This is a genomic window from Corynebacterium pseudopelargi, from assembly GCF_003814005.1.
In the GTDB taxonomy this organism is placed as follows: Bacteria; Actinomycetota; Actinomycetes; order Mycobacteriales; family Mycobacteriaceae; genus Corynebacterium; species Corynebacterium pseudopelargi.
Map to the genome: position 1 here is coordinate 253,069 of NZ_CP033898.1, position 17,651 is coordinate 270,719.

At 58.4% G+C, this 17,651-nt stretch carries 15 protein-coding genes; 12 read left to right on the forward strand and 3 right to left on the reverse strand.

Features of this window, described 5'->3' with window-relative positions:
* Positions 1 to 20 precede the first annotated feature (20 nt).
* Entirely contained in the window at positions 21 to 812 is a 792-nt protein-coding gene (locus tag CPPEL_RS01190) for a carbon-nitrogen hydrolase family protein (protein ID WP_123959374.1), read from the forward strand.
* Here the strand turns inward: CPPEL_RS01190 and CPPEL_RS01195 are convergent.
* The gene (locus CPPEL_RS01195) at positions 809 to 1,834 is read right to left on the reverse strand and encodes a ferredoxin reductase domain-containing protein (protein ID WP_123959376.1); all 1,026 of its coding nucleotides are present in this window, start codon (positions 1,832 to 1,834) and stop codon (positions 809 to 811) included. The two genes, CPPEL_RS01190 and CPPEL_RS01195, sit on opposite strands and share 4 nt — an antisense overlap.
* A gap of 10 nt (positions 1,835 to 1,844) precedes the next feature.
* On the reverse strand, positions 1,845 to 2,903 hold the full coding sequence (locus CPPEL_RS01200) for an LLM class flavin-dependent oxidoreductase (protein ID WP_123959378.1): 1,059 nt from the start codon (positions 2,901 to 2,903) through the stop codon (positions 1,845 to 1,847).
* Between the two features lie 187 nt (positions 2,904 to 3,090).
* On the opposite strand from CPPEL_RS01200, the gene CPPEL_RS01205 reads away from it, so the two are divergent.
* The 3 genes from CPPEL_RS01205 to CPPEL_RS01215 all read left to right on the forward strand — a co-directional run bounded on the left by CPPEL_RS01205 (position 3,091) and on the right by CPPEL_RS01215 (position 7,322).
* Positions 3,091 to 4,353, forward strand: coding sequence for a sodium/glutamate symporter (locus CPPEL_RS01205; RefSeq protein WP_245990470.1), 1,263 nt, complete (start codon positions 3,091 to 3,093; stop codon positions 4,351 to 4,353).
* Positions 4,354 to 4,437: 84 nt separating this feature from the next.
* A complete protein-coding gene (clpB, locus tag CPPEL_RS01210; RefSeq protein WP_123959380.1) occupies positions 4,438 to 6,987 on the forward strand; it encodes an ATP-dependent chaperone ClpB in 2,550 nt (849 codons plus the stop codon).
* 140 nt (positions 6,988 to 7,127) lie between these two features.
* A complete protein-coding gene (locus tag CPPEL_RS01215; protein WP_123959382.1) occupies positions 7,128 to 7,322 on the forward strand; it encodes a hypothetical protein in 195 nt (64 codons plus the stop codon).
* 498 nt (positions 7,323 to 7,820) lie between these two features.
* Here the strand turns inward: CPPEL_RS01215 and CPPEL_RS01220 are convergent, their stop codons facing one another.
* A complete protein-coding gene (locus CPPEL_RS01220; protein WP_123959384.1) occupies positions 7,821 to 9,077 on the reverse strand; it encodes a glycosyltransferase 87 family protein in 1,257 nt (418 codons plus the stop codon).
* 183 nt (positions 9,078 to 9,260) lie between these two features.
* On the opposite strand from CPPEL_RS01220, the gene CPPEL_RS01225 reads away from it, so the two are divergent.
* The 8 genes from CPPEL_RS01225 to CPPEL_RS01260 all read left to right on the forward strand — a co-directional run bounded on the left by CPPEL_RS01225 (position 9,261) and on the right by CPPEL_RS01260 (position 17,633).
* Positions 9,261 to 10,091, forward strand: coding sequence for a sulfurtransferase (locus tag CPPEL_RS01225; protein ID WP_123959386.1), 831 nt, complete (start codon positions 9,261 to 9,263; stop codon positions 10,089 to 10,091).
* Positions 10,092 to 10,100: 9 nt separating this feature from the next.
* Positions 10,101 to 11,186: a type III secretion system chaperone family protein gene (locus CPPEL_RS01230; RefSeq protein ID WP_123959388.1), complete on the forward strand. Its 1,086-nt coding sequence runs from the start codon at positions 10,101 to 10,103 to the stop codon at positions 11,184 to 11,186.
* Positions 11,179 to 11,712 carry an orotate phosphoribosyltransferase gene (gene pyrE / locus CPPEL_RS01235; RefSeq protein WP_123959390.1) on the forward strand — a complete coding sequence of 178 codons (534 nt, stop codon included), beginning with the start codon at positions 11,179 to 11,181 and terminating at the stop codon, positions 11,710 to 11,712. The genes CPPEL_RS01230 and pyrE overlap by 8 nt, the downstream gene beginning before the upstream one ends.
* Complete coding sequence (locus CPPEL_RS01240; protein ID WP_123961182.1) at positions 11,699 to 12,364, forward strand: TrmH family RNA methyltransferase; 666 nt, start codon at positions 11,699 to 11,701, stop codon at positions 12,362 to 12,364. Before pyrE ends, CPPEL_RS01240 begins: the two co-directional genes overlap by 14 nt.
* Positions 12,365 to 12,423: 59 nt before the next feature.
* Positions 12,424 to 13,554 (forward strand): glycoside hydrolase family 76 protein, encoded by a 1,131-nt coding sequence (locus CPPEL_RS01245; protein WP_123959392.1) that lies wholly within the window; start codon positions 12,424 to 12,426, stop codon positions 13,552 to 13,554.
* A gap of 138 nt (positions 13,555 to 13,692) precedes the next feature.
* Complete coding sequence (fbaA, locus tag CPPEL_RS01250) at positions 13,693 to 14,727, forward strand: class II fructose-bisphosphate aldolase (protein WP_123959394.1); 1,035 nt, start codon at positions 13,693 to 13,695, stop codon at positions 14,725 to 14,727.
* Between the two features lie 122 nt (positions 14,728 to 14,849).
* Positions 14,850 to 15,995 (forward strand): acid phosphatase, encoded by a 1,146-nt coding sequence (locus CPPEL_RS01255; protein WP_123959396.1) that lies wholly within the window; start codon positions 14,850 to 14,852, stop codon positions 15,993 to 15,995.
* A 9-nt stretch (positions 15,996 to 16,004) separates the two neighbouring features.
* Entirely contained in the window at positions 16,005 to 17,633 is a 1,629-nt protein-coding gene (locus CPPEL_RS01260) for an alkaline phosphatase D family protein (protein WP_123959398.1), read from the forward strand.
* Positions 17,634 to 17,651 lie beyond the last annotated feature (18 nt).

Sequence of the window (17,651 nt, forward strand, 5' to 3'; positions counted from 1 at the left end):
AAGTAGCTAGGCTGTGGAATATGCGTATCGCTGTGGCACAAATTACTTCCGGCGCCGATAAGGCGGAAAACCTTCAGCTCGTTGCCGACTATGCCCGCCGAGCTGCGGAGCAAAACGCGCAGGTGGTGGTGTTCCCCGAGGCCACCATGCAAGGCTTTGGCACCGGCAGATTAGACACCCAGGCCGAATCCCCCCAGGGGCCTTTTGCAAGCGAGGTTGAGACGCTGGCTCAAGACCTTGGCATCACCATCGTTCTAGGCATGTTTAGCCCCGCTGATCAGGTAGAACGCGATAATAAGACCATTAACCGCATTGACAATCTTGCCATTGTGCGCGGTCAGGCCACGGCCGAGTACCGCAAAATCCATACCTATGATGCCTTTGGCTATCGCGAATCCGATACGGTGCGCCCAGGCGAGCAGCTTTGCACCTTTGAGCTTTTCGACGTCACCTTCGGCATCGCCACCTGCTTCGATATCCGCTTCCCGGAGCAGTTCCGCCAGCTCGCACGAGACGGCGCGGAAGTGATCTTGGTGCCCGCCTCCTGGAATGATGGCGAAGATAAGTTGCGTCAGTGGCGCCTGCTCAGCAGCGCCCGCGCCTTAGATAGCACCGCTTTTGTGGTTGCCTGTGGCCAAGCAAAACCTCAAGATGATCGCCCCAAAGAGGCCCCGACGGGCATTGGCTATTCGCGTGTGCTGGATCCAACTGGCGTGGTACTGGCAGAAGCCGGTGCTGATCCGGAATTGCTTGTAGTAGACATTGATCCTGAGCAGGTAGCCAAGGTGCGCAAGACCCTACCGGTGCTTTAGCTGCGCCAAAATGGCGTGAAGGTGAAATGCTGAGTAGCGACCTGTTCCGGTGGGGCACCTGCTTGGATTAAGGCCTCTTGGCTTTGCAGCACCTCGGATTCGGGGCCGGCGATGAGGATATTGCGATCCCCCCAACTGCCATAGCCTGCGAGCACCTCGCCAGCCTGGCCTACCTGCGGTAAGTGTAGGCCGCGCGGTGGTTGGGAATGGGAGGTGGGGCGAACCCACCAATCATCTTCCTCATTGCGCACAATGGGCATCACCATAAGCCAGGGGGCGGCGCTGGCTATTTGCCACAGGCCTGCAAGCTCATAGAGCTCGCCGGGGTAGTCCGCTGCGAAGGCGACCTGTGTGCGCGGGGGATCGGGTTGGGAAAACAGCGCCAAAATAATTGGGCGCAATGCAGCAAGCCCGGTGCTATGTGCGATGAGCAGATTATCTAGGGCTGGATCATAGGAAAAACCACCTCGGCCTTGGCCGATCAGCCATTGATCTCCTAGGCGCGCATTGCATTCACCAAAGACATGGAATTCCACCTGCCCGGCATCGTTGGCCGGAATGGCTGGAAAGAGGTAGCGGCGATTGCCAAAGATATCGGTAACCGGCACGTATTGACCCGGTTGGTACTGCAGCGAGGATTCGGCTGCCAAGCGAACCACGGTGATCCGGCGGGCGCGTTTTTCCGTGTGCAGCACCCTAGCGCGGATGAGTGGTTCTGGGACAGCGCCCTCAAGGGCCTTCGCTGTGGCTTGGATATGGCGTTCTGCCTCAAGCACATCGCTAAAGGGAAGATCGGGGCAGAGATCGCGGATGGCTTGGCTAATGCGGGCGGCGTCGACGTAGTCAATGCCGCAGGCAGCGATGGCCGGGGCGTGCTTTCGCACCTGCTGGCTTAGGTCTCGTTCACTGGCGGCGATGGTGGCGTCTGTGAGTTGCTCGCCAAAGCGGTGGTGGCCAAACGCAGCCGAGCGCAGCGCCTCGCGTTGATCTGCGAGGCGCTGCGCAACGGTTGGTGTATTCACGCTCTATAGATTACTGCACGCTATAGCCTTCAACTGGTCCTGCTTGATTGGGCTTCCACCCAAGTGCGGGAGCCACATGTTCGGCAAAGTTGGCAAGGATGGATTGGTTGATCTCCACACCGGCCTGGTTGGGGATGGTGAGCATGAGCGTGTCTGCTGCCTGCACGGCTTCATCATCTAACAACTGCTCGATGAGCTTATCGGGCTCATCAACGTAGGTACGCCCGAAGGTGCCGGTGGTGCCGTCGATCATGCCGATGGAATCCTTCGTCCCGCCGAAGCCGAAGAGCTGACGGTCGCGATCATTGAGCACGGGGAATACGGAGCGAGACACCGATACGCGAGGAGCCCAATCGTGGCCTGCTTCCTTCCACGCTGCGCGATAACGCTCGATTTGCTCGGCCTGGAGTTCGGAGAGGCTTTGGCCGGTGGCTTCGAGCACCAGGGTGGAGCTCATCAGATTCACGCCTTCGCGCGCTGCCTGCTCGGCACTGGCGTGGGTTGCTGCACCCCACCAGATCCTCCGATCCAAACCAGGGGAGTGCGGTAATACGGGCAGCTCGGCGCCGGGTCGGTAGAGCTGCGGGTATTGTGCGCCTGCGCCCGCTGCCTTGGCCATGGCTTCGCCGCGCACTGCCTTGAGGAACTTCTCGTAGTGCTCACGGGCAATATCTGCGCCGCGGGGGTCGGTGGAACCTGCGTAGCCGAAGGCTTCCCAGCCGCGTTCTGCGGGTTCGGGCGATCCACGCGATACGCCTAGGGCTACGCGCCCATCGGCGATCTGATCGAGTGCCGCTGCTTCTTCTGCGAGGTAAAGCGGGTTTTCGTAGCGCATATCGATCACGCCGGTGCCTACCTCGATGTGCTTGGTGGTAGCGGCGATGGCGCCGAGCAGTGGCATGGGGGAGGCGTTTTGGGGTGCGAAGTGGTGGACGCGGAAGTAGGCGCCGTTCACGCCGATCTCATCGGCGGCTTGGGAGAGCTCGATTGCTTGTTTGAGCGTCTCTTTGCCGTTGGGGTGTCCGTTGAGGTTGTAGTGGCCGAAACTGAGGAATCCGAATGCTTTCATGCCGCCATGATAGGTGATGTATCAACAAAATGTCAAGCCCTTATCTTTTCGCAGCTCAGGCACCCGAATGCTGTGTCATAGTTGCGCCAATTTACTATGTGCTTAGACCCTTGTTACCCAAAGGAGAACCCTCGTGGAATTCACCCCATTTACCATGATGGAAGATGTCGGATTCATCTAAATTTTGATGGTGGTCGGCACATTCATGCGCAGGCACTTCGCCTGGTTCCGCAAATTGCTCATCCCCGCATCCATCACCGCCGGGCTCCTCGGCCTCCTCCTTGGCCCAGAAGTGCTCGGCATCATCCCCTTCTCCGATAACCTCGGCGCATACTCCACGCTGCTGATCGCCGTGGTCTTTGCCTCCATGCCATACACCATGAACTTCAATGCAGGTGAAGCTGCAAAGGCTCGCAATATGTGGGCGTTTTCCACCAGCATGTTCCTAGGGCAGTGGGGCATTTTCATCCTCGTCGGCGTGCTCTTCGTCGCGCCCATCTGGGGCACAGAAGACTGGTTTGGCATGATGCTGCCCGTGGGCTTTGTGGGCGGATTCGGCACCGCAGCAGCAGTGGGAAGCGCGCTCGACGATTCCGGCGTTGCCGCCTCGCTCGGCTTTACCTCTGCCACCGTGGGTACGCTTGCCGCCATCGTCGGCGGCATCATCATGGCCAACTGGGCCATCCGTACCGGGCGCACCAATACCTTGCCCAAGGAACTTCCCTGGGAGCTTCGCAGTGGTCACTACGAAGACCGCGAAAATCGCCCCTCCATCGGCAGTGCAACCACGAACCCCTCCAGCATTGAGCCCCTGGCCTTGCACTTCGGCTTTATCGTGGTCACGGTCCTATTTGCCTACCTTGCCCAGCAGGGCATTAGCGCGCTTTTCCCAAGCGTGTCCATCCCGCTGTTTGCCCTGTCCTTTGTGGCCGGTATCTGTGGCGTGATCTTTCTTAAGGTCATCCGCCGCCCGCACTATCTTGACCCCCAAACGGTCAAGTCCATCTTCGGCGGATCCACCGATTTCCTCATCGCCTTCGGCATCGCCTCCATCGTGCCCGCGGCCGTTGCCAGCTACCTGGTGCCACTGCTGCTGCTCTTTGTCCTCGGCGTGATCTACTGCCTGGTGTTCACGTTGGTAATCGCCCCGAAGTTCTTTGGCGAGCAGTGGTTCGAGCGAGGCCTCTTCGGCTGGGGCTGGGCTACTGCCGCGGTGGCAACTGGCATTGCGCTGCTCAAGATCGTAGACCCAGATCTCAGGTCCGGCGCTTTGAGTGAGTATGGCGTGGCCTATGTCGGATTTGCCCCCTTTGAAATTGGCATGACGATCCTTGCTCCGCTGGCCGTGATTGGTGGCTTTGTGCTGGGCTTAGGCATAGCTGGCACGGCGGCTGCGTTGGTGATTGTGGCGCTTCCCTTCCTTTTAGGGTGGACGCGGCAAAAATCTTGAACTTGAGTGGAACAAACTCAACTTTCTTAGCGTTGTGTCCTATGAGTGCGGTAGGAAACCGCATAAAGAAAGGACACAACAACAATGAACGCATTTAATCCAACTACAAAAACACAGGAAGCCCTGCAGCAAGCGCTGCAGCAGGCTTCGGCAAAGGGCAACCCCGATATACGCCCGGAGCATTTACTTTCGGCTATTTTGAGCCAAGAAGATGGCATTGCCATCCCGGTGCTGCGCGCTACCGGTGTAGACCCTCAGACGGTGCTCGAAGAGGCACGCGCGCTGGTGGATAAACTCCCCAGCGCCGAGGGAGCCAATATGGCCAACCCGAACTTTAACCGGGATGCCTTGAACGCACTCAATGCTGCACAGGAGTTAGCAGGAGAGCTTGGCGACGAATACGTATCCACCGAAGTGCTGCTCGCAGGCATTGCCCGCGGCAAATCGGAGGCAGCCGAGCTATTGACCAAGCGTGGGGCTACCTACGACGTGATCAAGGGTGTCTTCCCTTCGGTTCGCGGCAATAAGAAGGTCACGAACGAGGACCCCGAAGGCCAATTCCAGGCATTAGAGAAGTACTCCACCGACCTCACTGCTCGCGCACGCGAGGGCAAGATTGACCCGGTGATCGGCCGCGATGCTGAGATTCGTCGCGTGGTGCAGGTGCTTTCGCGCCGTACCAAGAACAACCCGGTGCTCATCGGCGAGCCCGGCGTTGGTAAAACGGCTATCGTCGAAGGGCTTGCTCGCCGCATCGTTGCAGGTGATGTGCCTGAAAGCTTGAAGGGCAAGACCTTAATTAGCTTGGATCTTGGCTCGATGGTTGCCGGTGCGAAGTACCGTGGCGAATTCGAGGAGCGCCTCAAGGCTGTCTTAGACGAGATCAAGAGCGCCGAAGGTGAGATCATTACCTTCATTGACGAGCTGCACACCATCGTTGGTGCCGGTGCCACCGGCGATTCTGCGATGGATGCCGGCAATATGATTAAGCCTTTGCTGGCTCGCGGTGAGCTGCGCCTGGTGGGTGCCACCACGCTGGATGAGTACCGCAAGTACATCGAAAAAGATGCCGCGCTGGAGCGTCGTTTCCAGCAGGTCTTTGTTGGTGAGCCTTCGGTAGAAGATGCCGTTGGTATCTTGCGTGGCCTCAAGGAGCGCTACGAGGTGCACCACGGTGTGCGCATCCAAGACTCCGCACTGGTGGCAGCCGCAACGCTTTCGGATCGCTACATCACCTCCCGCTTCCTGCCGGATAAGGCCATTGACTTGGTGGATGAGGCAGCATCGCGCCTGCGCATGGAGATCGACTCCTCCCCGCAGGAGATCGACGAGCTTGAGCGCATCGTGCGCCGCCTCGAAATCGAGGAGATGGCGTTGGCCAAGGAAACCGATGCCGCTTCCAAGGAACGTTTAGAAAAGCTGCGCCAAGAGCTTGCCGACGAACGCGAAACCCTCGGCGAACTCAAAGCACGCTGGAATAACGAAAAGGGTGCCGTAAATAAGGTGCGCGAGGCCAAAGAGGAACTGGAGCGGCTGCGCCAGGAATCTGAGATTGCCGAGCGCGATGGTGATTATGGCCGAGTAGCTGAGCTGCGCTACGGACGCATCCCGGAGCTGGAAAAAGAGGTGGAAGAAGCCGAGGCCGATACCGTGGATACCACGATGATCTCGGAGGAAGTCACCCCGGATACCATCGCCGAGGTTGTGTCTGCGTGGACGGGTATTCCTGCCGGCAAGATGCTGCAGGGCGAAACCCAGAAGCTGCTCAATATGGAGCTGGAATTGGGTGCCCGAGTGGTAGGCCAGCACGAGGCTGTGCAGGCAGTATCCGATGCTGTGCGCCGTGCTCGCGCCGGTGTTGCCGACCCGAATCGCCCCACCGGTTCCTTCCTCTTCCTTGGACCTACAGGTGTGGGTAAGACGGAGCTTGCCAAGGCGTTGGCGGAGTTCATGTTCGATGATGAACGCGCCATGGTCCGCATCGATATGTCGGAGTTCGGCGAGAAGCACGCCGTGGCTCGCCTCGTTGGTGCCCCTCCCGGGTACGTCGGCTATGACCAAGGTGGCCAGCTCACCGAGGCAGTGCGACGCCGTCCCTACACCGTCGTGCTGTTCGACGAGGTAGAAAAGGCTCACCCGGACGTCTTCGATATCCTCTTGCAGGTGCTCGACGAGGGCAGGCTTACCGACGGCCAAGGCCGCACCGTGGACTTCCGCAACACCGTGCTGATCTTGACCTCCAACCTCGGCGCCGGTGGTACGCGTGAGCAGATGATGGATGCCGTCAAGCACGCCTTCAAGCCGGAGTTTGTTAACCGCCTTGATGATGTAGTGATTTTCGATCCGCTGAGCGAAGATCAACTCACCAGCATCGTGGATATTCAGCTTCGCCAGCTTGCACAGCGCCTCGAAGGCCGCCGCTTGATCCTGGACGTCTCCGATGCCGCCAAGCTGTGGCTTGCCGAGCGTGGCTACGATCCTGCCTACGGCGCACGTCCTTTGCGTCGCCTGATCCAGCAGGCCATTGGCGATCAACTGGCCAAGAGGCTGCTAGCCGGCGAGGTCCGCGACGGCGATACCGTGCATGTGGATGTTGCCGACGGTGGCGAGCACTTGGATGTAGAGGCTCGCTAAATCCAACCGGATTCCCTGGCGCGCAGGAACGCTTCACAGCGATTCTGCGCGCCAATGCTTCTTGGAGCCCGGGGGTAGCGGGCGTTTTTTTTTGAAGTACTCTGGCGATTCAGACCAATGCTCGCCAGGAAAGGATGATCATGACCCGCTACTATTCTGCGCTCTTGACCTTTATGTTTACCTTGCCGATTCTGGGCTTGGCCTTTGATTGGTTCAGCTTTGAAAAGGGGTACGCAGCAACAATAATCGCATCACTGGGTGTGGCTGTCGTTGCCTACTTCCTGACGCCGAAGAGGCGTTCCACTAAGGCCGATTTCGGGCAGAACCTCCAATAAGACAGAACGTCCTTGTTACAGGTCGATCCGCCGCGCTGAGGCTGGCATTATTTTCCAGCAACTTGCGGATCATCGGCTCTGCAGACAAGTGTGCTTCATCTTCCGCAATCCGCCTACGGTGGAAAATAATTCGGAAACTGTTGAGATCTGCTTGGATCAGCGGGGAGGCATGAGGGTGTCTGCCAATGACTTCCTCATCGCCTGGATCTCCGTGCCGACCACGCCTTGAATGTTGCCCGTGCGTTCGGGTGGGAATCCAATTGGTTTTACCCAGGCAGATTTCCTACTTGCCGGCGGATCTTTCGCGCCCCTACACCTCAACCTTGCCGGAGGTTGGGTACGAAAGATCCAGCAGCATTTGGGCTGATGAGCCCAAACACTGCGCCCTCGGGTAAAACGAGATTGGTTGAGTTGAGTGTTGTGAGTTCCTGAACTATTGATAGCTACCACGTTTGAATAGCAGAGATTGCTGATTCTCACGTCTCAAACTCCGCGATCTTAGGCCCTTCGGTGTTTGCCGGGGGCTTGCACGAATGCCTCGCCAATCACCAGCAGCGGCACCACAAATAGCAGTGCGATGGTGGTGATGTACATGGTGTTTTCTCCGCCGAAGGTGGGGCCTTCGGTGCCTAAGGTGCCTGCCAGGGGTGGCAGATACATTGCCACTGCGACGGCGCCGAGTGCCCAGGCAAGTTCGCGTAAGGGGCCTTTGATGGCGAAGGCGCCGGCGATAAGCAGGGCAGCCACGCAAAAATAGTGAGCCCACACAATTGAGCTAAAGCTCACGGTGCATACATATCCCACGGCGGCGAGCACTGCGAAGCGGCGGCGCTCGTTGAGTAGCGCAGCAATGCCGGCGAGCGCTGCAGCACCGAAGGCTAGGCCATAGTTAAGCACCTTGAGCCCGGTGGGAACTTCTGAACCATCGAGGCTGCTCACCACTAGGGAGTCGTCTACCTTTTCGCCTAAGTGTTGGGAGTAGAGCGAAAGGTTCGCGCCACCGACTTGGACTTGATCGCCGATGGTGCTGATGCGTTGAATCCAGGCGCTAAAGACCTCCGGCCCAAAGGCAATAAAGGATAGGATCACCACCGCCGATGCGGCACTTCCGGCTACAAACGCGGCTCTTCTACGGCTCGGGAAGAACAGCAGCAGCACAATCAGCACCAGCGGGGTGAGCTTAATGGCGGCCACGATGCCAAGGCTTAGCCCCGCGCGGATTGGTTGATGCTGCGCCATCGCCAGGGCATAGGCCACAGCCGCCACGATTAATGGCGTGGTCTGCCCAATCCAGAGCGAAAATTGCAGGGGGAAAGAAATCAGTAGCAGCACCATGCCTGGCAGTACTGCCTGGATGGGTGCGGTGTGTCCGCGCCAGAGGTAGTAGGCACTTGCGGCGATCACGGCGCAGCCAAGACAGGAGAGGTAGGTCAGCCCAAGTGCGGCGGCTTGTGCGCTGATGCCGATGCTGGCAAGCAGGCTAAAAAACCACGCAACGGCTGGGATATGCACATAGGGGTGGGGATGGGGTGCGATATCGGCGATGCTTGGTGCGAGATCCGTCCAAGGGCCTGCGCCCAGGCTGCTGAAATCCTGGGGGTCGTAGTCGTAGATGTGAATGGGGTCGATGCCTTCGGCCACCATTTTGCCGGCTAGCCAGAGGGAGGCGAAGTCATCTACCTGCCATCGGTACTGCACAAACCAGGTGGCGAAAAATGCAATAATCGCTGCGAAAGCCCAGGTCGATTTCTTCATAAGTGGGGCGTGGTCGCGATTATGCAAGGGTCTAGTTCTCCTGGGGGCTGGGTTGTTTTGTCTATGGTAGTTGCTCGTGGTGTTTGTGTTGCCTATGGGTTCGCGTGGCGTCGAAAAGCTTAAAAATGTGACTCAATTTACTCCAATGAGCATTCCGCGGGTGCCCCCTTTAGTATCGGGTGCATGAGCATCACTATCTCTGCTGAAGAACTTGCCCAACGAATTCACTCTGGCAGCAACAACATTCTGCTGGCCAGCCTGTGGTCCGCAAACGAAGGCGGCGGCTTTGCGCAGTTCAATTCCGAGCACATCCCCACCGCAAAATTCTGCGACCCAGCAGCGGCTCTGGCCGGCATTCCCGGCTCATCTTCGGGCCGTAACCCCCTGCCCAGCACCGATATTTTGGATCGTTGGTTTAATCGTTGGGGCCTTCGCGATGATCGCCAAGTGGTGGTCTACGACAATTTCCGTGGGCTCTACGCGGCGCGCGCCTGGTGGGTGCTCAAGTGGGCGGGCGTGCAAGACGTAGTGGTGCTCGACGGCGGCCAGGCCCGTTGGGAAGCCACCGGCCATCAACTCATCGGCGGCCCTGGTAATCCTCGCGGTTTTTCCAATATCACCTCCAATCCCGGCCAACTGCCCACGGCCACCATCGAGGATGTAAAAGCCCACGACGGCATTTTGCTCGATGCCCGTGAGCGCAACCGTTTCGCCGGCCGCAAAGAGTTCCTCGACCTCAAGGCAGGCCACATCCCGGGCGCGATCAACATCCCCACCCGCGAGGTGCTCAATGAGGATCTCACCTTCAAATCCCCTGAGCAATTGCGCAAGATTTTCCACGAGGCGGGAATTGAGTCGGCAGAGGATGTGATCATTTATTCGGGTTCCGGCAACCACTCTGCGCAGGTCATCATGGCTATGGAGATGGCCGGCATCGGCATTCCGCGCCACTATATCGGCGGTTGGTCGCAGTGGTGCGCCGATGAAAGCAACCCCGTGGAGCGCGGCGACTAAACTAAACCCATGCTCTTTTTCCTCGCAGCACTCCTTGGGCTACTGGGCGTAGCCCTTTGGCTTTTCGACGTCCAACGCGCCCGCCGCCAACGTGACGTCGTTTCGCCCGAGGCACCCACTCCCAACGCGGAGCTTGGCCAAGAGGAAATTGAAAGTCCCGAAGATTTAGCCAGCCCTCCACTGCCAGAGCAGCAGCAGGCGAGCCCGATAAAAACTCCGCGCTTCGCAGGGCTTCCTGGCTCTGCCAGAAGGCAGAAGCGTCAGTGGGCTGCGCAGCAGGGCTTTGCGTTTAGCAATGGCGATGAATTGCTCTCCCAGGAATGGGAACGCGGCCCAGAAGGCTCGGCCAAGAATGTGGTCAGTGGGGTAGTGGGCGGCAATGAGGTGCGCCTTTTCGATATCGCCGGCACCACCATGATGGCTGCCCGCCGCAGTGCGTTTTCAGAGCACCTGCTGTGGGCAAGCCGCGAGGATACCCCGCCAGAAGAACTGGTGCGCATCGCCTCCCGCGGTGGTTTTTATATCTATGGCAGCGATCAGGGTGCGGTGCAAAGGGTGCTCGACCAACGAGCCGATCAGGCCTTCAATAGCCTGCCTGATGCAGTACAGCAGGTGTGGTGCGAGGCCGATTGGGTGTTGGCTACCTTCATTCGCGGGCATCATCCGCAGGAATGGGATGAGGCTGCGCAGGCATTGTCCCTGCTTGCCGATGCCGCCATGGTGTTGCCTCGTCGTGGCAATACGGATTTAGGTGTGGAGTACGCAGAGATTGACCCCACCAGGCCGCTGCCACCTGCACCGGATGCCCAGGAATTAGCGCCCGAAGAACCCGCCATCGCCGTGCCGGAGGTTGAAGAATCGCCGGTGGTGGTGGAGCTTCCGAGCAGGAGTGCCACAATAGCTAAAGGTGCAATTGAGCAGCGGCCCCTCGGCGGCGATGAGGTAGAACCCATCGGTACTGGCAAAAAGCCTGCGCCGAGTGATTTCCAGGGCACGAGGGTGCTTCGGGATCTGAGCAAAGGTTCGAGCATTTTTGAAGATATTGCCCGCGAGATGGGCACCGACCCCTTAGAAAAGGACGCAAACGATGAATAAGAAACAACAACTGGCGCAATTGGTGCAAGAGCTTGCGGTGGTGCACGGCAAGGTCACCTTATCTTCTGGCAAAGAGGCCGATTATTACGTCGATTTGCGTCGCGCCACCTTGCACCATGAGGCATCTGCGCTCATCGGTGAGCTTTTGCGTGAGCTCACCGCCGACTTGGATTATGTGGCTGCCGGTGGCCTGACCTTGGGTGCTGATCCGGTAGCTACCGCCATCATGCATGCACAAGGCCGCCCGATTGATGCGTTTGTGGTGCGTAAGGAAGCAAAAAAGCATGGCATGCAGCGCCGTATTGAAGGCCCCGATGTGGTGGGCAAGAAGGTGCTCGTTGTAGAAGACACCACCACTACCGGCAACTCCCCGCTGACGGCCGTGGCAGCACTCAAAGAGGCCGGTGCCGAGGTCGTGGGCGTGGCTACCGTGGTGGATCGCAATACTGGTGCAGCCGATGTGATTGCCGCTGAAGGCCTTGAGTATCGATACATTTTGGGGTTGGAAGATCTTGGTCTTGAGTGATCAACCAGGCCCTACCGAGTGGGGCGAATCCCGCCACGGCGTTGGCCCTTGGGAAGTAGAGCACCCGGATCAGCCGGCTGATGATCCCCGCTTTGATCCAGAGTTGTTGGCAGAAGGCGATAGGCGCAATGTGGTCGATGCCTATCGCTATTGGCGCCGCGAAGCCATCGTGAGCGATATCGATACTCGCCGCCATGAGCTGCATATTGCCATTGAAAATTTTGAGCACGACGCCAATATCGGCACCGTTGTTCGTACAGCCAATGCTTTCGCGGTAGATACGGTGCATATTGTTGGGCGCAAGCGGTGGAATCGTCGCGGGGCGATGGTTACGGATCGCTATCAACACCTCATGCACCACCCCAGTACCGCGGAGCTGATGCAGTGGGCTAGGGAAGAAAACATTGTGGTGGTGGCAATTGATAACACCCCCGGCTCAGTGCCCTTGGAAACTGCGGAGTTGCCCAAGCGCTGCTTGTTGCTTTTTGGACAGGAAGGCCCTGGTGTGTCCGAGGATGCAAGCGATCTAGCGGCGATGACCTGTTCTATTGCGCAATTTGGTTCCACACGATCCATTAATGTTGGTGTGGCTGCCGGTATTGCGATGCATGCGTGGATTCGCCAGCATGCAGATTTGAGCAAGGCCTGGTAGCGCTATACTGGCTGCCAAACTGTGTCTATACCTGATGGAATGAGGTTGTTGTGCCCGAAATGTGGTTGCATCGAGCCGATCTTGCCGAGCAGGCCATCAATGAGCGCCATGCGCAGACACTGTGGCTTTTGCCCAAGACCAACCTCGCCGTAGTGGCCTGGCCGCCAAATACCAAAGAGAAGCTGCACTACCGCTGGCATTATTGGTGGCAGGCGCACTATTTGGATTGCCTTGTCGACGCAGCCACGCGCCGCGGCACAAAGGTGCGCAAGACCCGTATCCGTCGCACCGTCTTAGGGTTACGTGTGCGCCAATTGGGTCGTTTGACCCGCAATAAGTATTACGACGATAAGCTCTGGCTGGCGCTTGCTTTAGCGCGCGTGCGCAAGCTGGAATCGAAGAGCAAACCAAAATATTTGCGCGAGCTTGAGCGCAATATTATGGACGGCGTCGACCCCACCACGGGTGTGTTGCCGTGGCGCGAAGGCGAGCACTTCTTTAATGTGCCCACCAATGGTCCGGCGGCAATCATGGCCGCGCGCAATGGCGATATTGCTACCGCCCGCCGCCTGGTGGATTGGATGATCGATCATCTTCTAGCGCCCAATGGCCTGATTATGGATGGCATCCGCATGAGCATGGAAGGCCCAAAGGTGGTCAAGCCAACGCACCCCTATTGCCAGGGTGTGGTGATTGGCGCGTGTATTGAGATTGCAGAGGCACTGCGCGAAAGCGATTATGAGGCTTCCGTGCGATATCTCACCCATGCGCGTTCCTTAGTTCACGCCGTGGCAAAGGAGATGGCCACCAATAGCGGTGTGATTGATTGGAAGACGGGCGATGGCGATGGTGGCCTATTTAAGGGCATTCTCGTGCGCTATTTGGCGGATTTGGTAATGCGAATCCCCGAAGATAATGACGCCAATATTGCAACCAAGAAGATTGCGCGCCGTTTGATTTTGGCTTCCGCTGAAAGTGTGTGGGCTCACCGCCTTGAAGTGGATGGGCTGCCGGTTTTCCCCACCGACTGGACCGAGGATGCCCGTTTGCCCCGTAACTTCGGTGTTGGGGGATCGTCGCTTTCAGATATTGTGCGCGTGGTGCGCATTGACGAGCGCGACCTTTCGGTGCAGCTTTCCGGTTGGATGTTGCTCGAAGCAGCAGCTCGCGTGTCCGAAGTGCCCGCTTAGTGTTTGTCCATGCCCGAATGTGTGGGATTTCTCTCCCTTTATGGGCGTGATTTTTAGCAAACGGACAAGCGGGACAGCAGTTTCGCTGGCATACTTACATAGTGACAGACTGAATCGCTCGACTGGAGGGTCACTTATATGCCTATCGCAACTCCTGAGGTCTACAACGAGATGCTCGACCGCGCCAAAGAAGGCGGCTTCGCCTTCCCGGCCATCAACTGCACCTCGTCCGAGACCATCAACGCCGCACTCAAGGGCTTCGCAGAAGCTGAGTCCGACGGCATTATCCAGTTCTCCACCGGCGGTGCCGAGTTCGGTTCCGGCCTGGCGGTAAAGAACAAGGTCAAGGGCGCTGTGGCACTCGCTGCATTCGCTCATGAGGCTGCAAAGAACTACGGCATCAACGTGGCGCTTCACACCGACCACTGCCAGAAGGAAGTGCTGGACGAGTACGTCCGCCCGCTGCTGGCCATCTCCCAGGAGCGCGTCGACCGCGGCGAGCTGCCCCTGTTCCAGTCCCACATGTGGGATGGTTCCGCAGTGCCGATCGATGAGAACCTCGAGATCGCCCAGGAACTGCTGGCAAAGGCAAAGGCCGCACACATCATCCTCGAAGCCGAGATCGGTGTCGTCGGTGGCGAAGAAGACGGCGTTGAGGCCAAGGCTGGCGCCAACCTCTACACCTCCCCTGAGGATTTTGAAAAGACCATCGATGCCCTGGGCACCGGCGAAAATGGCCGCTACCTGCTGGCCGCCACCTTCGGCAACGTCCACGGCGTGTACAAGCCAGGCAACGTCAAGCTGCGCCCCGAGGTGCTGCTTGAAGGCCAGAAGGTTGCCCGCAAGAAGCTGGGCCTCAGCGATGATGCACTGCCCTTCGACTTCGTCTTCCACGGTGGCTCCGGCTCCGAGAAGGAAAAGATCGAAGAGGCACTGCGCTACGGCGTGATCAAGATGAACGTCGACACCGACACTCAGTACGCCTTTACCCGCCCCGTGGTTGGCCACATGTTCGCTAACTACGACGGCGTGCTCAAGATCGACGGCGAAGTGGGCAACAAGAAGGTCTACGATCCCCGCTCCTACATGAAGAAGGCTGAGCAGGGTATGTCCGAGCGCGTGATCGAGGCTTGCCGCGATCTGCACTCTGTTGGCACCACTGTAAGCAAGTAGCCAGAAGAAAAAGGCCCCTTCGGGGGTCTTTTTTTATGCTCAAGCGGGGGTGATCGCTCGCGGAGGCCTTCAAGGCGCGAAACAATACCTTCAGAGTTGCTCCCCAACCTCAAGGAAAAAGAATGCTTCGCCGATTCAGTGTCGCGCTTTTCAGCTCCATGCTCCTCCTCGCCCCTCATGCCCATGCACAACCGGCTCCGCAGCCCGAGCCTTTCGGTATTGATGCCTACTTGCCCTATGAATCCGACCGTAGCTCCTACCCGGATTGGGTTTATACCGAAGTGGTTTCAGAATTCCGCACACTGAATGCCGAGTACCCGGATGTGATGGAATCCAACCTGCAGCAGGTGATCGAGGTAAATAATTACGCCGATCCAGACACCATTGCTAGGGCTCAAAGCGATGCCGCAACGGATACCGAGGGCGTGCTTGGCCACTTCGCCGATGCCTTCGGTCCCACCTTGGGTCAGCATTTCCGCGATGCTCTTGCAGAAGGCCGCCTGCCTAAAACCAAGATGATGTTCGATGGCATTTTCGCCAGGGCGGGCGGGCTAGCGAGCTCCACGTTCATTGAAAAGGCCATCTTTGCTAACGAGCGCCCCTATATTGCCCACCCAGATAAGATCAAGCGCTACGACGTAGAGGGCAAGGATATCTATCCCACCTCAAAGTCTTTCCCCTCCGGCCACACCAACCAGGCCGCCTGGACCACCACGCTGTTGGCGGTGCTCGTGCCCGAGGCTGCCCCGCAGCTTCTCGAGCGCGGTTCCGAGGCTGGCTATCACCGCATGGTGCTCGGCGTGCACTATCCCCTGGATGTGATTGGTGGACGTATGACGGGCAATGCTGCCGCGGCGGATCGTTGGAATGATCCGCGCATGCGCGAAAACTTAAAGCTTGTCGGCCAAGAGATCCGCGCGGAGCTGGAATGGCGCTGCGGTGCCACGCTACGCGAGTGCGTGGATGCAGAGGCGATGGATCCGGATCGGGCGGTAGCGCTATATACCGAGCGCATGAATTATGGCTTTACCCCGATTGCTTCCCAAGATGCGCCGATCAACGTGCCCAAGCAGGCTCCAGATCTGCTACTAGGAGTGTTTCCGGAGCTTAGCTACGATCAAAGGGCTTCGATCCTTGTGCAAACCGCAGGCCCTGCCGGAATGCCTTTGGATCACCAAGAGGGTTCATGGCAGCGGATCAACCTGGCCAAAGCCATGAATGCGCAGATCAACGTCGCAGCCGATGGTACCGTGACCGTCTTAAACTAAGGAGAACCCGTGTCCTTCGCACTGAACCGCCGTCGCTTCTTGCAGCTTGCGGCATCGACCTCTGCCGTGGCAGCCGTAAGCCACACCACGGCACGAGCCCAAGCGCAGGAGGGGGCGTTCCAGCACTCGGTGGCCTCTGGTGATCCAGAGCCAAACTCGGTGATTATCTGGACGCGCGTGACCCCACAGCCCGATGCCACCCCCGGTTCGGGTGTGGGTGCTCCCACCGCGGTGCGCTGGGAAGTGGCACGCGATGATGCCTTCAATAACATCGTGGCCAGCGGTGAAGTCACCACCGGTGCCGAACGTGACCACACGGTCAAGGTAGACGTTGACGGCCTCGAGCCCTATACGCACTACTTCTATCGCTTCCATGCCCTGGATCAGACTTCGCGCACCGGGCATACCCTTACCGCCCCCGCAGAGGCAGTAGAAGCCATTCGCTTCGGTGTGGTGTCCTGTTCCAATTATGAGGCAGGCTACTTCCGCGCCTACCGCGCGATGGCAGAGCGCATGGACCTCGATTTCGTGCTTCACCTGGGCGATTACACCTATGAGTACGCCACCGGCGAGTATCTCGGTGCCCACAAGACGCAGGTGCGCAAGGTGCAACCGCCGCAGCGCACCACCACGTTGACGGATTACCGCATCCGCCAGGGCTGGTATCACCTGGATCCTGATTTGGCTGATTTGCATGCGGTCAAGCCCATGATTGCGATCTGGGATGATCATGAATTCGCCGATAATGTGTGGCGCGATGGTGCCGCCGGCGATTCTTTTGAGCCAGGCGATGATATTGAGGCTTTGAGGGCCGCTGCCACGCAGGCATACCTGGAGTGGATGCCGGTGCGTCGAAAAGCTAGCGAGCCTGTATATCGAAGCTTCTCCTTCGGCCCTTTGATGGACGTCATCGTTCCTGACCTGCGCACTTATCGCGATAAGAAGGCGAGCTTCGGGCTGGAATCCAATGATCCCCAACGCACCATGATGGGCCAGGATCAATTCGGATGGTTCCGCGAGGAACTCGATGCCTCCAACGCCCGCTGGCAGGTCATTGCTAATTCGGTGATGTTTGCGCCCATGACCTTGCCCCCTGGGCTCGACGAGCGTTTGCAGCGTTGGTTGATCGAGCAGATCGGCCTGCCTGAGCAGGGCATTGCCCTTAATAACGATCAGTGGGATGGCTATATGGCCGAGCGCCAGCAGCTTATCGACGCCATCGCTGAAGACGCCAACGTCGTGTTCCTCACCGGCGATATTCACTCCTCCTGGGCCTCTGAAATTCCACGCAATATCCAGGGCTACCGCGAGGGAAGCGACACGCGAGTGGCAGCAGCCGAATTTGTTACCCCCTCTGTGAGCGCCCAAGGCGCCTACGAAGCACTGGCCCCCAGCCAGGCACTGGAGCCAATTTCGCGCCAAACCACCCGCACCGGCGCAAATATTTTGCGCAGCGCGGATACCTGGTTTAAGTACATCGATTTTGAATTCCACGGCTATATGGCAGTGGAGGTGCGCGAAGATTCCGTGCAAGCCAACTGGTGGTACACCGATAATGTGCTCAGCCCAGACACACCATTCCGCCAGGCTGCCAGCTTTATTACCCGCGCGGGTGATCACCGCGTAACCCCGGCCTAATGCCCAATACCTGGGCAA

Excerpts from the sequence above, each read along its gene's own strand:
- CPPEL_RS01190 (WP_123959374.1), top strand. The coding sequence starts at position 21 with ATGCGTATCGCTGTGGCACAAATTACTTCCGGCGCCGATAAGGCGGAA.
- CPPEL_RS01200 (WP_123959378.1), bottom strand. The coding sequence starts at position 2,903 with ATGAAAGCATTCGGATTCCTCAGTTTCGGCCACTACAACCTCAACGGA.
- CPPEL_RS01205 (WP_245990470.1), top strand. The coding sequence starts at position 3,091 with ATGGTGGTCGGCACATTCATGCGCAGGCACTTCGCCTGGTTCCGCAAA.
- clpB (WP_123959380.1), top strand. The coding sequence starts at position 4,438 with ATGAACGCATTTAATCCAACTACAAAAACACAGGAAGCCCTGCAGCAA.
- CPPEL_RS01215 (WP_123959382.1), top strand. The coding sequence starts at position 7,128 with ATGACCCGCTACTATTCTGCGCTCTTGACCTTTATGTTTACCTTGCCG.
- CPPEL_RS01220 (WP_123959384.1), bottom strand. The coding sequence starts at position 9,077 with ATGAAGAAATCGACCTGGGCTTTCGCAGCGATTATTGCATTTTTCGCC.
- CPPEL_RS01225 (WP_123959386.1), top strand. The coding sequence starts at position 9,261 with ATGAGCATCACTATCTCTGCTGAAGAACTTGCCCAACGAATTCACTCT.
- CPPEL_RS01230 (WP_123959388.1), top strand. The coding sequence starts at position 10,101 with ATGCTCTTTTTCCTCGCAGCACTCCTTGGGCTACTGGGCGTAGCCCTT.
- pyrE (WP_123959390.1), top strand. The coding sequence starts at position 11,179 with ATGAATAAGAAACAACAACTGGCGCAATTGGTGCAAGAGCTTGCGGTG.
- CPPEL_RS01245 (WP_123959392.1), top strand. The coding sequence starts at position 12,424 with ATGTGGTTGCATCGAGCCGATCTTGCCGAGCAGGCCATCAATGAGCGC.
- fbaA (WP_123959394.1), top strand. The coding sequence starts at position 13,693 with ATGCCTATCGCAACTCCTGAGGTCTACAACGAGATGCTCGACCGCGCC.
- CPPEL_RS01255 (WP_123959396.1), top strand. The coding sequence starts at position 14,850 with ATGCTTCGCCGATTCAGTGTCGCGCTTTTCAGCTCCATGCTCCTCCTC.